Here is a 15,710-nt window from a genome sequence, read left to right as displayed (position 1 = left end):
CTTGGTAAAAGTGAAGAAGGAAATGATGAAAAATGAAAAACTAAGAATCGTTTAGTTTTTTAAAGAATTCGTCAGGAATTAGGGGGTCAAACCGATTTTGAAGAAATATGATCCATTTTGAAAATTTATGATCTGATGAGAATGATTCTAAATAAAATTAGACCTTGGTACCTTATGACGCTTCACTTCAATATGGCGATGCAAATTTTCTAGTATTTATCTATTGCTAAGTAAGGAAGAAGGTTGTAAACTAGTAATGTTCATATTAAAAACTACATTCTATTTTTTTTTATCTATTTAGTGCAAACGATTGCGCATCAAAAGCGGCGCATTTGCCAATAAGCAAAATGTAAGCGTTTGTACCTTATAATAATTCGATGAGGTGTTATGATGGAAAAGGCATGGCGTAGAGAAGCTGTAGGCTATCAAATCTATCCTAGAAGTTTTCAGGATTCGAATGGGGACGGAATTGGAGATCTGCAGGGAGTCATTCAGCGATTAGATTATATTAAAGATTTGGGTGTCGATGTGATTTGGATCTGCCCGATGTACAAATCTCCCAATGATGATAACGGCTATGATATTTCTGATTATCAGGATATCATGGAAGACTTCGGAACAATGGAAGATTTCGATCAATTATTAAAAGAGGTTCACCGTCGTGATATGAAATTGATCATTGATCTGGTCCTCAATCATACAAGTGACGAACATCCTTGGTTCATTGAATCCGCAAGCTCGAAGGATAACCCGAAACGGGACTGGTATATCTGGCGCGACGGAAAAGGCGGAAAGGAACCAAACAACTGGGAAAGTATTTTCGGCGGCTCTGCATGGAAATATGACGAGAAGACAGATCAGTACTTCCTTCACGTATTCTCCACTAAACAGCCCGATCTGAATTGGGAAAATGAAGAAGTAAGAGATGCATTGTATGACACAGTAAACTGGTGGCTCGATAAAGGAATTGACGGTTTCCGTATTGATGCGATCAGCCATATCAAAAAGCGTCCCGGCATGCCTGATATGCCGAACCCTAAAAAGAAAAAATACGTATCTTCATTTGACATGCATATGAATCAAAAAGGAATTCATACGTTCTTACAGGAATTCAAGGACCGCACGTATTCAAACTATGATGTCATGACGGTCGGTGAAGCGAATGGGGTAAAAGCCGATGAAGCTGAGCTGTGGGTAGGTAAAGAAAACGGAAAAATGGATATGATCTTCCAGTTTGAGCACCTGGGTTTATGGGACGCTGAAACGAATCCGGATCTGGATATCGTTGAGCTAAAGAAAGTATTGACCCGTTGGCAAAAGGGGCTTGAAGGAAACGGGTGGAATGCACTTTTCATCGAGAATCACGATAAGCCCCGCGTAGTATCCACCTGGGGAAATGATAAGGAATATTGGAGAGAAAGTGCAACTGCCATGGCAGCGATGTACTTCCTTATGCAAGGGACACCGTTCATCTACCAAGGCCAGGAAATCGGGATGACCAATGTACAATTCCCTTCAATCGAAGACTATGATGATGTCGCAGTGAAGAACCTGTATCGCCTTAAACGTGAAGAAGGTGTTAAACACCAGAACATCATGGAAATCATCTGGGCTTCGTCCCGTGATAACAGCCGTACACCTATGCAGTGGTCTGATGAGGAAAACAGCGGCTTTACAAGGGGTACACCTTGGATGAAAGTGAATCCGAATTATACAACCATCAATGTGAAAGCTCAGGAAAAAGAAGAGAATTCGATTCTATCATTCTACAAAAAAATGATTTCCCTTAAGAAGAGGGAAGATGTCTTCACCTACGGGACATATGATTTACTGCTTCCTGAAGACAAGCAGATCTACGCATATACCCGCACAGGAAAAAGTGACAAAATGCTTGTAGTGACGAATCTTTCAACTAATGAAGCTGTTTGCAAGCTGGACTTCAAGGTATCTTCAGAGAATCTGCTTTTAAACAATTATGATGCAGAGGCACATACATCTGTTGATACATTGAACTTAAAGCCATACGAAGCGAGAGTTTATCGCGCAAAATAATGACTTTGAAGGAGGCTGCCTGGATTAGCTTAGATCAGGCAGCCTTTTTAAGTTTTCCATCAGAATATGTAACGCTTTCAAAAAATATAGATTTCCATAAAAATAATGGGACATACTAAAAGAAAAACTCGTTTTTTTCCGTATGTTTTGTTATGATGGTAGAGGTACGGACAACTGTTAAAGGAGCGATAATATGACTGTAAATATTGCGAGTATGATCGATCATACTTTACTTAAACCTGAATCAACGAAAGAACAAGTTGAAGTTCTTTGTCAGGAAGCGAAAGAATTCAAATTTGCTTCTGTTTGTGTAAATCCGACTTGGGTGAACTATTCAAGTGAACTTTTAAAAGGTACAGAAGTTAAAGTGTGTACTGTAATCGGTTTCCCTTTAGGAGCTTCCACTCCTGAAACAAAAGCATTTGAAACGAAAGATGCCATTGAAAAGGGTGCTACGGAAGTGGACATGGTCATCAATATCGGTGCTTTAAAAAGCGGCGATTACGATCTTGTTAAGCGTGACATCGAAGCGGTAGTTGCAGCTTCAAAAGGCAAGGCTTTATCCAAAGTGATCATAGAAACTTGCCTGCTGACTGATGAAGAAAAAGTGAAAGCTTGTGAACTATCAGTTGAAGCGGGTGCAGATTTTGTGAAAACCTCAACTGGATTCTCATCTGGCGGAGCGACTGTTGAAGACATCGCATTGATGAGAAAGACGGTTGGACCTGATATCGGTGTGAAAGCTTCTGGCGGCGTACGTTCTGTCGAAGATGCACAGGCGATGATCGACGCGGGTGCTACTCGTCTTGGGGCGAGTTCAGGCGTGAAAATTGTACAAGGCTTGACCAGCGACTCAGATTACTAATCAATAGATTGAAGCCGGATGGACTCTGTTCATCCGGCTTTTGATTTTTGGGAAACGATAGCCATTTGATCGAACCGATCATACTACCTCTTCAAATGCACCCTTTCAATGAACCCGGCAAATTTATAAGCAAAAGGCAGGACAAGCAGCGAACAAAGGATGTTGAAAATCACACTTGCGTGGGCGAGCTGCAAGTCAGGGGAGCTTGCCAGCTTCTCGACGATCGCACCTAATAAAGGAATGAGCGGGATGAAAACCAGGACTCCGATGACATTCAGCCAAATATGGGCAAAAGCGGTCAGCCGCGCTTGAGTGCCTCCGCCGATGCTGGCGAAGAAGGCAGTAATGCATGTACCGACATTAGCTCCGAGCATGATGGCGATACCTGCGTGCAAATCGACTGATTGTGCAGCCAGAAATCCCATTGTAACCCCAGTGACCACCGTACTTGATTGAATGAGTGCGGTCAATATACATCCAATCAGCAGCGCAATCAGTAGATGATTGTTCATTCTCTCTATGTAAGTATGAAGCAGCGGGTGGGTGGTTAAGGGGGTTGCTATCCATTGAATACCCTGTATGGAAGCGAAAATCAGACCAAAACCGGTAAGGATCAAACCGGTGCTCCGAATCGTTTCTTTCTTGAACACCAGAAGGACACATCCGATGATGATAGAAGGCACAATAAGATAATTCATGTCCAGTGTAAACATTTCAAGGGTAAAAGTCGTACCGATATTAGAGCCCAGCATGATTCCAATGGTCTGCCTGAATGGGATGATCCCGGATGATGCAAGGCCGACCGTCAGTACCATCACCGCAGAGCTGCTGTGGATGAAGGCGGTCACAATCGTCCCTGTCGCAGCCCCCTTGACCGGTGAGTCTGTCAGGAAATGCAGCCCTTTCTTAACCTTCATATTTGCAATCTTAAATAATCCCGACCGAAGCCAAAGCATTCCTAATAAAAAGCAAAAGATAAGCAAGATAAATAAAATAAGATTCAAGATCATACTGGTCCCTCCACTTCGGTACGTCCTTACCACTAATGTATGGGCAGAATGAGGGAGACATGCCTATTTGTACAAGCATTTATGCAGAAGTTGTTGACCAATCGGGAGACATATATTATAATGGCAAAGTACATGGATTTCTTTATTATTTAAAGAATTCATCCAAGAAAGACATACACTTTCTGTCCCCTTGTGACTAAGAAACAAGGGCTAAGCCAAACCTATTTGGTAAAGTAAAGAGACGACTATTCGTCTTGGGAAAATTGGTACAATCCATTTTCTTGACTTGAACATGTAAGTGTAGTGTGTTCGGAGGGAGGGAAAGAGAGATGTCAAAAACAGTTGTTCGTAAAAACGAATCGCTTGAAGATGCTCTTCGTCGCTTCAAACGCTCAGTTTCTAAAACAGGAACTTTACAAGAGTTTAGAAAGCGCGAATTTTATGAAAAGCCAAGCGTAAAACGCAAAAAGAAATCAGAAGCTGCAAGAAAGCGTAAGTTCTAAGAGAGGGTGTAACCATGAGTCTTCTCAATCGTTTAAATGATGATATGAAACAAGCGATGAAAAATAAAGAAAAAGAGAAACTTTCCGTAATCCGCATGCTTAAGGCATCACTGCAAAATGAAGCCATTAAGTTTGGGAAACAGGAGCTCTCTGAAGACGAAGAGTTGACTGTCCTTTCTCGAGAAGTCAAGCAACGGAAAGACTCCCTCCATGAATTTACGAAAGCGGGTCGTGAAGATCTGGCTGAAAAAATTCAAACAGAACTGACTTACGTCGAAATATATATGCCTAAACAGCTTTCTGAGGAAGAGGTTTCTGCCATTGTTCAAGAAACGATGGTAGAAGTCGGTGCTTCTTCAAAAGCTGATATGGGCAAAGTGATGGGGGCTATCATGCCTAAAGTAAAAGGGAAAGCTGATGGAGCTCTCGTCAATAAACTTGTTCTTCAACATCTATCATAACAACCAAAACCGGGAAGCTGTCAGTTTCCCGGTTTTTTTATGACCTCGGATGAAAGGCTTTTCATGATTTTTGAGAATGATTCACTTAAATGGGTATATTTTTTTTAGGGAAAATGAAACTATTAATATGATTCATTCGTACATAAACTAGCAAGGAATAAGATTGAAACGAGGGGGTTAAGGTGAGAAGAGGTATACTGATCTTTTATATGATGATCCTTGGATTCAGTTTTCTGCTTCCGATGTCGGGACTCGCTGAACAGGATAAAGACGTATATGTCATACCCATCCAGAAAGAAGTGGAAAAGGGTCTTCATGCGTTTCTGCAAAGAGCGTTGGATGATGCGGAGAAAAACAATGCAGAAACAATCATATTTGATATCGACACTCCTGGTGGTCTGGTCGATGCTGCAGGAGATATTGGCCAGCTGCTCGACGGAGTGGAAGCTGAAACCGTTGCATTCGTCAATAACAATGCATTATCTGCAGGGGCCTTCATCGCGCTGCATGCAGATGAAATTTATATGGTTCCGAATGGACATATGGGATCTGCAGCCGTCATCGATCAGGCTGGAAATGCAGCCGATAAAAAAGCACAGAGTTACTGGCTGTCAGCGATGAAAAGTGCCGCGGAATCAAGCGGAAGAGATCCTCTTTATGCGCTTGCCATGGCTGATGAAACCATTGAAATTCCGGAGCTGGACATTGAAAAAGGTGAGTTGTTGACCCTGGGGGCGAAGGAAGCTCAAAAAGTGGGCTATTCAGAAGGTACCGTCAATAATCTGAATGAACTGTATAAAGAGCTTGGAGTGGATAAGGCCTCGGTCCATGTGGTGGAAGAAACCTTCGCTGAAAAATTGGCAAGGTTCATCACGAATCCGATCGTGGTTCCAATTTTATTATCATTGGCAAGCTTAGGTTTAGTCGTTGAATTGTATTCACCGGGCTTTGGTGTAGCGGGTACTGTCGGTTTAACCTCTTTGCTTTTATTCTTTTACGGTCATTTAGTGGCTGGTCTCGCAGGATATGAAACGATCATACTGTTTGTGATAGGAATCATCCTGATTGTGGCCGAATTCTTCCTCCCTGGGGGAATAGCAGGGGGACTCGGAGTCGCAGCGGTGATTGGGAGTATAATGCTGGCAGGAGGCAACCTTATGCAAATGGGGATTTCCATTATAATTGCGTTACTTATTGCTGTAATTGCCATGATTTTATTAGTAAAGGTGTTTGGTAAAAAGATGAAACTATTCAATAAGATTATTTTGAAGGATTCAACCAATACCGAAAGCGGTTATGTTTCGAATGCGAATAGACTTGAACTGATTGGAAAAATCGGGGTCACGAAAACGCCGCTGAGACCATCGGGGACGATACTGATAGAAGATGAAAGAATCGACGCGGTCACCGAGGGCGGCTATATTCAGGTGAATCAAAATGTAAAGGTTGTAAAAGTCGAAGGTTCCCGCATCGTCGTAAGAGAACTTTCTTAAAGAATGTGATTCATGTTCTTTAGTACCCCGGTACTTAAGACAAAAAATATAGAGAATCTAAATTATTTCCAATAGGAGGGCGTTTACATGGTAATCGGACCGAGTACGATCCTTATGATCGTTGCCATTGTAGTAGGTTTTATTTTATTAGCTGTATTGTTCACGTTTGTACCAGTCATGCTGTGGATCTCAGCCATTGCGGCAGGGGTCAGAATCAGTATATTCACGTTGATTGGGATGAGGCTTAGACGTGTTATTCCAAACAGGGTGATCAACCCGCTCATCAAGGCTCATAAAGCGGGAATCAATGTTACAATCAATCAGCTTGAGAGTCATTATTTAGCGGGCGGTAACGTCGACCGTGTTGTAAATGCATTGATCGCAGCACACCGTGCAAACATCGAATTAACATTTGAGCGCTGTGCAGCCATTGACCTGGCTGGACGAGACGTTCTTGAAGCGGTTCAAATGAGTGTAAATCCAAAGGTCATTGAGACACCTTTCATTGCCGGTGTGGCAATGGACGGAATCGAGGTAAAAGCAAAGGCGCGTATTACCGTTCGTGCAAACATCGACCGTCTTGTCGGTGGAGCGGGAGAAGAAACGATCGTCGCACGTGTCGGTGAAGGGATCGTCTCTACGATCGGTTCATCTGACAATCATAAAAAAGTGCTGGAAAACCCTGATATGATATCTCAAACCGTTCTTTCCAAAGGTCTGGATGCGGGGACAGCATTTGAAATTCTTTCGATCGATATCGCGGATGTCGACATAGGCAAGAACATCGGTGCAGAACTTCAAACCGAACAGGCAGAAGCAGATAAGAACATCGCACAGGCGAAAGCGGAAGAAAGAAGAGCAATGGCTGTCGCGAATGAACAGGAAATGAAAGCAAGAGTAGAAGAAATGAGAGCGAAAGTTGTGGAAGCTGAAGCTGAGGTTCCTTTAGCTATGGCAGAAGCACTGCGTTCAGGCAATATCGGTGTAATGGATTACATGAACATCAAGAACATTGATGCGGATACCGATATGAGAGACTCCATCGGAAAACTAACGGGGGATAAAAAGGATTCTAAAAACCCAAAAGGTGAATAATCTCCCCGGGTGAGAAAGGAGACTTCTCCATGGAAGGTTTAATCATTGCCGTCATAATCGGACTATTGACGACAATTTTCAATCGGTCCAAAGAATCGTCTTCCGAAGATCATCGGCCAAGACCAAAACCGATCGAAACGGGAAGACCGGTAGAGACCAGCAGGGAAACGCCGCGCAGGAAGCAAAGTGATAGACCTGTTTACCCTAATGCTGAACAGGAAGAACCTGTTTATACTCTTCAAACAAAATATGAAGAGCAGAAGCAAGAGATTGAAAACAAGTATGCCCAGTTGAAAAAGCGGAAAGAAAGCCATAAACATCAACCGCACACACAGCGGACCAGGGTGAAATCGATAAAGGAAAAGGACCCATCTCAATATTCCATCGATTTTGAGAGTAAAGATGATATTGTGAAAGGCTTCATTTTCTCAGAAGTATTCGGTCCCCCGCGTGCAAAAAAAACGCATCATCGAAAATAACAGTGATGAATCCCCTTTTCATTTCATAAATATGAGATGAAAGGGGGTTCTTTTTTTATGGCGAAAAATTGGGTGCAGCAAATGCGAAAATGGATGACGCAAACCATGGACCTGCCTGAAGATGTCATGATGGACCTTCCGCGCGTCACAATGATTGGACAAATCCATATCTATATAGAAAACCATCGGGGACTTTTGACGTTTACCGACCGTGAAGTGAGGCTCTTGCTAAAACAAGGTCAATTGTTGATCAGAGGGGAACAATTTGTCATTAAAATGATTCTGCCGGAAGAAATACTTCTCCAGGGAAAAATTGTAGAAGTCACTTATTTAGAGAATTAGGAGGGACGAATTTGAAAAACCAATGGGTTACCTCATTGAGGGGAAAGGTTTTCGTGAAAATGGAAGGCAGGCTGGTTGAAAGGGTCATCAATCAATTGCTGCGTTCGAATATATCCATTTGGAATGTTAAAAGGGCCGGTACAGAAACAATAACGTTTTATCTAGCCTTGGAGGATGTACATAACTTCAGAAGAGCGGTACGGTCATCAGAGTGCAAGGTAACATTCCTTAAAGGTCAGGGCGGACCATTCATCCTGAAGCGTGCATTGAAGAATTCAGGCTTTCTGCTTGGCGGCTTATCTTTCCTCCTCATCGTCATTCTGTTATCAAATATGGTATGGGGGATTGAGATTAAAGGGGCAGCACCTGAAACTGAGCACACTATTCGCAAAGAGCTAACTTCGATGGGAGTCACGACCGGGAAATTACAATTTTCAATCCCGGATGTTGAAAGCATCCAGAGAGAGCTTTCCTCAAGGATGGATAATATTACATGGGTCGGTGTCGAATTAAGAGGGACAACCTTTCATTTCCAGGTCGTTGAAAAAAATGCACCTGAGCCAGTCGAGTCAACAGGTTTACAGCATATAGTAGCGAAGAAGAAAGCAATTATCATCGACATGTTTGTGGAAGAAGGCGATCCCCAGGTCAAGGTGAATGATTACGTAAATAAGGGACAATTACTCGTTTCTGGCGTGATCGGGAATGAAAAAAAGCCTAAAGGCGTACCTGCAAAAGCAAAGATTATGGGAGAAACCTGGTACAGAACAACAGTGGAACTTCCACTGAAAACAGATTTCGTCGTGTTCAGCGGTAATGAGAAAAGAAAGCATTATTTAGAAATCGGATCTTTGAGAATCCCGATATGGGGTTTTGGGAATCCTGAGTTTAAAGAATCAGTGACTGAAGAGATGGAGAAACCGGTTAAGTTCCTGAAATGGCAGCTGCCGATAGCGTATATCGATAAAAGTATCAAAGAAAAGGAAAATGTGGAAAGAACATATACAAAGAAGGAAGCGGTTCAAGAAGCGAAAAAACTTGCCAAAAATAACCTGGAAACTACTCTTCCGGATGATGCTGAAATAATAAGTGAAAAAATTTTGCAAGAGAAGGTGGAGAATGGTAAAGTTAAGGTAAATCTTCACTTCAAAGTAGTAGAAAATATTGCTGAAGGACAACCAATTATTCAAGGAGACTAATGAATGTCAGATGATATCTTAATGAAATTACAGCTGGAAAATCCAAACGAAGCAGTGGCTTTATTTGGAGTTTCAGATTCTCACCTTAAATTAATCGAACAAGAATTAGGCGTATCAATTGTAACAAGGGGCGAAGAATTGCTAGTTTCAGGGAAAGAAGATCGTGCAGCACTGGCCCTTGAAGTTTGTGACCGTTTAGTAAGTGTCATCCGTAAAGGCATAAACATTGGCCAGCGGGATGTACAGCACGCCGTTCAAATGGGTAAAAACGGAACGTTGGAATATTTCATTGATTTGTATAATGAAGAGATTACGAAAAATGCCAAAGGGAAATCAATCAGGGTAAAGACCCTTGGGCAAAGGCAATATATTCACGCCATCAGGAAACATGACCTGGTCTTCGGAATCGGCCCGGCAGGTACCGGGAAGACGTATCTTGCAGTCGTAATGGCTGTTCATGCCCTGAAAAATGGTGAGGTAAAGAAAATAATCCTTACGAGACCTGCTGTTGAGGCTGGTGAAAGCCTTGGTTTCCTTCCTGGTGATTTAAAGGAAAAAGTAGATCCATATCTCCGTCCTCTATATGATGCCCTGCATGATGTTCTGGGGGCAGAGCATACTGCGCGTTTAATCGAAAGAGGTACGATTGAAATCGCTCCATTGGCCTATATGAGGGGCCGTACACTTGATGATGCATTCGTCATCCTGGATGAAGCCCAGAATACCACCCAGGCTCAAATGAAGATGTTTTTGACAAGGCTTGGTTTCGATTCTAAAATGATCATTACAGGAGACCGCTCTCAAGTCGATTTGCCAAGAGGGGTTGAATCAGGCCTGATTTCTTCTGAAAGAATATTGAAAAATGTGAAGGGTGTATCCTTCATCTATCTTGAACAGGCTGACGTAGTAAGACATCCGCTTGTTGCCAAGATTATCAATGCGTATGAGAAAAATGAAAAATAAATGGTGAAAGAAAAAGATTGATCGTGCATCAAAATGCCGGTCAATCTTTTTTTAATGCATTCCGCATACTAAAAATGGCAGCTTGTCGGTGGGGAAACAGTCTTTTATATGATTAGAATAGATAAATAAGTCAAAAACTGTTATCATTTTACATAATTACAGGAATGATTCACCATAATGTATGACATAGTACGATCAAACCCGATCCGATCAGATTACAGGGGGTACTTTATGCAAACGCACCCATTTTTACATAAAATCAGGATGTTTCTGAGTTACCGATTATTCACTAACTTAATGTTTATTCTGCTTGGTATCATCGTATTTGGTATCCTATATGGGAATGTAAAGCCAAAACCTCTTGATATCAGTCTTTATGAGGAAGCGCCGTCCACGATCAGGGCCCCTAAACCACTCGAAGATAAGGAAGCGACAGAAAAGAAAAAAGAGGAAGCTGCTGCGGAAGTTGAAAAGGTATACAGTACAAAAGAAGGGGCTGTAAATAATGCAGTCATGCTTGTGAGTTCATTGATTGACAGTGTACTTGAAGTCAAAAATGAGTCTCCTAAGCAGACTTCCCCTGAAGAGGAAGCGGTCAATCCACAAAGCTCCAATATAAATAAGCAATTAGAGGAACTGAAGAAACGGCTGCCGGAGGGCAATGAAAATATTGTAACGAAAGTATTGACCGATGACGTCTTGAAAACGCTGCTATCAGCGTCTGAAGTCGATCTAGAAAGAGTGGAATCAATTGTCTCAACCCAGCTGCAAGTCATTATGCAGAACAATGTGAAGGAAGAGGAATTAAAAGAAGCAAAATTGAATTTAGAGGAGCGAATAAAGACTTTCACGTTTACCGGTGGCTTATCCGATGCGGCAGTTGCACTTGGGAATGTGGCGATAGAGCCTACCGAGTTCTATGATCCGGAAAAAACGGAACAGCTGAAAAAGCAGGCGGTCGAAGGAGTCCAGCCTGTGAAAATCATTTATGGGGAAGTCATTGTTGAAGAAGGGAAACTGATCACGCCCAATATCTATGAAACATTGAAAGACTTTGGTATGGTAGAAGAAGATTTTTCTTTGAAGCCGATTATCGGACTTGCTCTTTTTATTGTAGTGATCATCAGTTCGTTATATTATCTCTTTTATACCCTTGAGGTAAAGGAAGAACGAAAACAGAACTATTTGATCTTAACAAGCATCGTGTTTGTCATTTCACTATTGATCATGAAGATTACCGGCTTATTAAAACAACTGGAGATCAATGATATTGCTTTCTTGTTTCCTGCCGCTTTCACAGGGATGATTCTCCGCATCTTGCTGAACGAACGGATTGCCATGATGATGGTGTTTATCATTTCGGCATGTGCGAGTATCGTGTTTAATGAAAGGTTTTCCGGTTCAATCGACATTGAAGTTGCAATTTATACACTGTTCAGCGGAGTGGCTGGTATATTGACGCTTGTCAGCCGGAATCAACGCACCAATGTCTTACGGGCTGGTATTTATGTTGCGTTTGTGAATATATTGATCATCGCCTTTCTTGTATTGTTAAGTGATGTATCCTATACGAGTACTGAATATATTTATTATCTTGTTTTTGCGCTGATCTCCGGAATCGGTTCCTCCATTCTGACGATAGGATTCCTGCCTTTCTTTGAGACGGGATTCGGTATCTTATCTTCTATGAGATTGGTTGAGCTTTCAAGTCCGAATCAGCCATTACTTAAGAAATTGCTCACTGAAGCACCAGGCACCTATCATCATAGTGTGATGGTGGCGAACCTTGCTGAATCTGCCTGTGAAGCAATCGGCGCGAATGGACTGCTGGCGAGAGTCGGCTGTTATTATCATGATGTTGGGAAATCGAAGCGGCCGCATTTCTTCATAGAAAATCAGATGCATATAGAGAATCCGCACGATAGAATGACTCCTGAAACGAGTAAGACGATCATTATCAACCATGCTTCAGATGGTGCGGATATGCTGAGGAAATATAAGCTGCCTAAAGAAATTATCGATATAGCTGAACAGCATCACGGCACCACTTTGCTGAAATATTTTTATTATAAGGCGAAAGAACAAGGGAAAGATGTAACAGAAGAAGAGTACAGATACCCCGGCCCTAAGCCGCAAACGAAGGAAACTGCGATTATCAATATCGCCGACAGTGTAGAGGCAGCTGTCCGCTCAAAGAATTCCCCCACTCAGGAGGAAATCAAACAACTTGTTGCCTCAATCGTGAAAGACCGTTTGAATGATGGTCAATTCAATGAATGCGATATTTCGATAAAGGAACTTGAAAAAGTAAAGAAATCGCTTTGTGAGACTTTAAATGGTATTTATCATCCTAGGATCGAATACCCTGAACTTAATGCTAAAGGAGAATAAAGCATGACATTATCCATCGACTTTATAGACGAGACTGAACAACTATCAGAAAGAGATACTGAGCTGATACAAGGGATATTGAATTTTGCTGCAAATAAAGAAGAAGTAGAGGAAAATAGTGAAGTTTCCGTAACGTTTGTATCGAATGAGCGGATCCGGGAAATCAATCGTGAGTATCGCCATAAGGATCAGCCTACTGATGTCATTTCTTTTGCCCTTGAAGAACTGGGAGAAGACGAAATAGAAGTTATAGGTGGGGATATACCAAGGCTCCTTGGGGACATCATTATTTCTGTGGAACGAGCGAAAGAGCAGGCAGAAGAATACAACCATTCTTTTTCCCGTGAACTTGGCTTCCTGTCACTTCATGGTTTTCTTCACTTATTGGGGTATGATCATATAGAAGAAGAAGATGAAAAGAAAATGTTCCAAAGACAAAAGGATATCCTTGATGAGTATGGACTTACAAGAGAGTAAATTCGGGCTGACACGTCTTAAAAAGTCCTTTGGATATGCCTGGGAGGGAATGAAGCTCGTTTGGTCCTCGGAACAGAACTTCCGGATTCATACAGCAGCAGCGGTCATCGCTTGTGCCCTGGGTATCATTTTATCCGTTTCTGCATTCGAGTGGATCATTCTTGTATTGCTTATTTGCGGCATGCTCGCCCTTGAAACGATGAACACAGCAATCGAAAAAGCGGTCGACCTCGTGACGCCGGAGTACCATCCGCTCGCAAAAGCATCCAAAGACCTGGCCTCAGCCGCCGTCTTGCTATTTGCAATTGGTTCATTCATCATAGGCTGCATTATTTTTATACCGAAGATATTGAATTGAGAAAATGTTTTCAATGTTTTTAGCTTGTTCCAGCTGTTGATTGGAGTGGAAGACGAAGACTGCAGCTGGACATGTGAGACGCCGCAGGCAAAGCCGAGGATGCTCACGGGTCACCCGCGGAAAGCGAAGTCTTCAACGGAAATCAACAGCGGTGATTTAACAGAACCAACTAAAAAAGGCCAAAAAAGAGGCTTTAGGAAGAACTTTTCTTCCTAAAGCCTCTTTTTGATTTGAAAACGCTCTTATTGTTGTATAGAATAAGTTAAGCATATAAGCAAAACAATCATTAAATAGTTTGAATTATCTAACTATTTCATTACAAAATGATAACAGCCCATTTTCTTTTATGAAAATTATAGTAAAATGAAATATGTAAGGGTTAAAAGGAGAGTCAATACAATGAATACAGAACAACTAATCAAAGAAGCAAAAGCTGCAAGAGAGAAAGCTTATGTACCTTATAGCAAATTCAAGGTCGGGGCCGCTCTTCTTACGAAAGATGGAAAAGTATATCACGGATGCAATATTGAAAATGCTGCATACAGCATGTGTAATTGTGCAGAAAGAACAGCTCTTTTCAAAGCTTACTCAGAAGGCGACAAGGATTATTCGATGATTGCTGTGGTCGCGGATACGGCAAGACCCGTACCTCCATGCGGAGCATGCCGTCAAGTGATATCCGAGCTTTGTTCGAAGGATATGAAAGTCGTATTAACGAATCTTAATGGAGACGTAGAAGAATTAACCGTTGCCGAGTTATTACCGGGAGCTTTTTCACCGGAGGACTTACATGAGTAATAAAGAAAATAATACAGCATTCAAATCCGGATTCATTTCAATTATCGGTCGTCCCAATGTTGGAAAGTCTACGTTTCTTAATCGGGTAATCGGTCAGAAGATTGCCATCATGAGTGACAAACCGCAAACGACCCGGAATAAAGTTCAAGGTGTTCTGACAACCGATCAATCCCAAATGATTTTCATCGATACGCCCGGAATCCATAAGCCAAAGCATAAACTTGGGGATTTTATGATGAAAATTGCTCAAAACACATTAAAAGAAGTAGACATCATACTCTTTATGGTGAATGTGGAAGAGGGGCTCGGGAAAGGTGATCTATTTATCATTGAGAAACTGAAAGGAGTCAAGACTCCAGTATTTCTCATTCTTAATAAGATTGACCTGATCCATCCTGATGCATTACTGCCGATCATACAGCAATACAATGAACTTTATCCTTTTGCGGCTACCGTACCGGTTTCAGCACTGGAAGGGAATAATGTCGAGCACCTTCTCGGACTGATTCAGGAGAATCTCCCGGAGGGACCGCAATTTTATCCTGCCGATCAAATTACCGATCACCCTGAGCGCTTTATCGTATCGGAACTGATTCGTGAGAAAGTCCTTCATCTGACAAGAGAAGAAATTCCACACAGTTTAGCCGTTGTCATCGATAAAATGGAAAGAAAAGATGATAAGAACCTGATTGATGTCATGGCCACCATCATAGTGGAACGGGATTCACAAAAAGGGATCATCATCGGAAAACAGGGATCCATGCTGAAAGAAGTAGGAAAGCGCGCCCGGATGGATATCGAGAACCTGCTTGGTTCCAAAGTGTATCTGGAATTATGGGTGAAAGTGCAGAAAGACTGGCGAAACCGTGCCTCAAACCTGCGTGACTACGGATTCAACGACGATTATTGAGTTAGATTCTTTCGTTTTTGGAATGTCAAGAGAAATGAATTAACAATATTTAGTTCACATGAGTTTATAAAAAGATGCTAATTCTAATCACAAGAAAGCTTTGAAGTCTTGCTAGTTTAAATCCAGAAAGGTGGGTTTTTGATGTTAGACTTAACTTGGAAAGTGTTTTCGCAAACAGGTAACATCGACACGTATTTACTTTTTAAGGAGCTTGAAAAAGATGGGGTCGAAGAACCTTATCAATTAGAAGAAGAGATATCGGAAGTCGACTTCCCCCTGACGTAATAGGTTGTCATCACCCGGGTGATGTGAAT

At 41.9% G+C, this 15,710-nt stretch carries 18 protein-coding genes; 17 read left to right on the top strand and 1 reads right to left on the bottom strand.

Features of this window, described 5'->3' with window-relative positions; all coding sequences use genetic code 11:
- The first annotated feature begins 390 nt into the window (after positions 1–390).
- Together AAEO50_RS11290 and deoC are read left to right on the top strand one after the other, a co-directional pair.
- Positions 391–2,052: an alpha-glucosidase gene (locus tag AAEO50_RS11290; RefSeq protein WP_341983604.1), complete on the top strand. Its 1,662-nt coding sequence runs from the start codon at positions 391–393 to the stop codon at positions 2,050–2,052.
- Between the two features lie 193 nt (positions 2,053–2,245).
- The gene (gene deoC / locus AAEO50_RS11285; protein ID WP_341983602.1) at positions 2,246–2,917 is read left to right on the top strand and encodes a deoxyribose-phosphate aldolase; all 672 of its coding nucleotides are present in this window, start codon (positions 2,246–2,248) and stop codon (positions 2,915–2,917) included.
- 83 nt (positions 2,918–3,000) lie between these two features.
- Here the strand turns inward: deoC and AAEO50_RS11280 are convergent, their stop codons facing one another.
- Positions 3,001–3,927 (bottom strand): Na/Pi symporter, encoded by a 927-nt coding sequence (locus AAEO50_RS11280; protein ID WP_341983600.1) that lies wholly within the window; start codon positions 3,925–3,927, stop codon positions 3,001–3,003.
- Positions 3,928–4,256: 329 nt separating this feature from the next.
- On the opposite strand from AAEO50_RS11280, the gene rpsU reads away from it, so the two are divergent.
- The 15 genes from rpsU to AAEO50_RS11205 all read left to right on the top strand — a co-directional run bounded on the left by rpsU (position 4,257) and on the right by AAEO50_RS11205 (position 15,681).
- Positions 4,257–4,430, top strand: a complete 174-nt coding sequence (gene rpsU / locus AAEO50_RS11275) for a 30S ribosomal protein S21 (protein WP_032087602.1) — start codon at positions 4,257–4,259, stop codon at positions 4,428–4,430.
- A gap of 14 nt (positions 4,431–4,444) precedes the next feature.
- Positions 4,445–4,891 carry a GatB/YqeY domain-containing protein gene (locus AAEO50_RS11270; protein ID WP_341983593.1) on the top strand — a complete coding sequence of 149 codons (447 nt, stop codon included), beginning with the start codon at positions 4,445–4,447 and terminating at the stop codon, positions 4,889–4,891.
- A gap of 182 nt (positions 4,892–5,073) precedes the next feature.
- Complete coding sequence (locus AAEO50_RS11265; protein ID WP_425383188.1) at positions 5,074–6,384, top strand: NfeD family protein; 1,311 nt, start codon at positions 5,074–5,076, stop codon at positions 6,382–6,384.
- Positions 6,385–6,498: 114 nt separating this feature from the next.
- Complete coding sequence (floA, locus tag AAEO50_RS11260; RefSeq protein WP_425383191.1) at positions 6,499–7,479, top strand: flotillin-like protein FloA; 981 nt, start codon at positions 6,499–6,501, stop codon at positions 7,477–7,479.
- 29 nt (positions 7,480–7,508) lie between these two features.
- Entirely contained in the window at positions 7,509–7,958 is a 450-nt protein-coding gene (locus tag AAEO50_RS11255; protein ID WP_341983590.1) for a hypothetical protein, read from the top strand.
- 57 nt (positions 7,959–8,015) lie between these two features.
- A complete protein-coding gene (yqfC, locus tag AAEO50_RS11250; RefSeq protein ID WP_341983588.1) occupies positions 8,016–8,300 on the top strand; it encodes a sporulation protein YqfC in 285 nt (94 codons plus the stop codon).
- Positions 8,301–8,311: 11 nt separating this feature from the next.
- A complete protein-coding gene (gene yqfD, locus AAEO50_RS11245) occupies positions 8,312–9,499 on the top strand; it encodes a sporulation protein YqfD (RefSeq protein WP_341983586.1) in 1,188 nt (395 codons plus the stop codon).
- Positions 9,500–9,502: 3 nt separating this feature from the next.
- On the top strand, positions 9,503–10,462 hold the full coding sequence (locus AAEO50_RS11240) for a PhoH family protein (RefSeq protein WP_341983584.1): 960 nt from the start codon (positions 9,503–9,505) through the stop codon (positions 10,460–10,462).
- A 231-nt stretch (positions 10,463–10,693) separates the two neighbouring features.
- Positions 10,694–12,853, top strand: a complete 2,160-nt coding sequence (locus AAEO50_RS11235; RefSeq protein ID WP_341983582.1) for an HD family phosphohydrolase — start codon at positions 10,694–10,696, stop codon at positions 12,851–12,853.
- A 3-nt stretch (positions 12,854–12,856) separates the two neighbouring features.
- Complete coding sequence (gene ybeY / locus AAEO50_RS11230) at positions 12,857–13,330, top strand: rRNA maturation RNase YbeY (RefSeq protein WP_341983580.1); 474 nt, start codon at positions 12,857–12,859, stop codon at positions 13,328–13,330.
- The gene (locus AAEO50_RS11225; RefSeq protein ID WP_341983578.1) at positions 13,305–13,688 is read left to right on the top strand and encodes a diacylglycerol kinase family protein; all 384 of its coding nucleotides are present in this window, start codon (positions 13,305–13,307) and stop codon (positions 13,686–13,688) included. Before ybeY ends, AAEO50_RS11225 begins: the two co-directional genes overlap by 26 nt.
- A 24-nt stretch (positions 13,689–13,712) precedes the next feature.
- A complete protein-coding gene (locus tag AAEO50_RS11220) occupies positions 13,713–13,904 on the top strand; it encodes a hypothetical protein (protein WP_341983576.1) in 192 nt (63 codons plus the stop codon).
- Positions 13,905–14,051: 147 nt separating this feature from the next.
- On the top strand, positions 14,052–14,486 hold the full coding sequence (locus tag AAEO50_RS11215) for a cytidine deaminase (RefSeq protein ID WP_341983574.1): 435 nt from the start codon (positions 14,052–14,054) through the stop codon (positions 14,484–14,486).
- Complete coding sequence (gene era, locus AAEO50_RS11210; protein WP_341983572.1) at positions 14,479–15,396, top strand: GTPase Era; 918 nt, start codon at positions 14,479–14,481, stop codon at positions 15,394–15,396. Before AAEO50_RS11215 ends, era begins: the two co-directional genes overlap by 8 nt.
- Positions 15,397–15,537: 141 nt before the next feature.
- Entirely contained in the window at positions 15,538–15,681 is a 144-nt protein-coding gene (locus AAEO50_RS11205) for a YqzL family protein (RefSeq protein WP_172251753.1), read from the top strand.
- The last annotated feature ends 29 nt before the right edge of the window (positions 15,682–15,710 follow it).

This window comes from Rossellomorea oryzaecorticis (assembly GCF_038405515.1).
GTDB lineage: Bacteria > Bacillota > Bacilli > Bacillales > Bacillaceae_B > Rossellomorea > Rossellomorea oryzaecorticis_A.
Note: the sequence above shows the minus strand (reverse complement) of the source record. Positions and strands in the feature narration are given on the sequence as shown.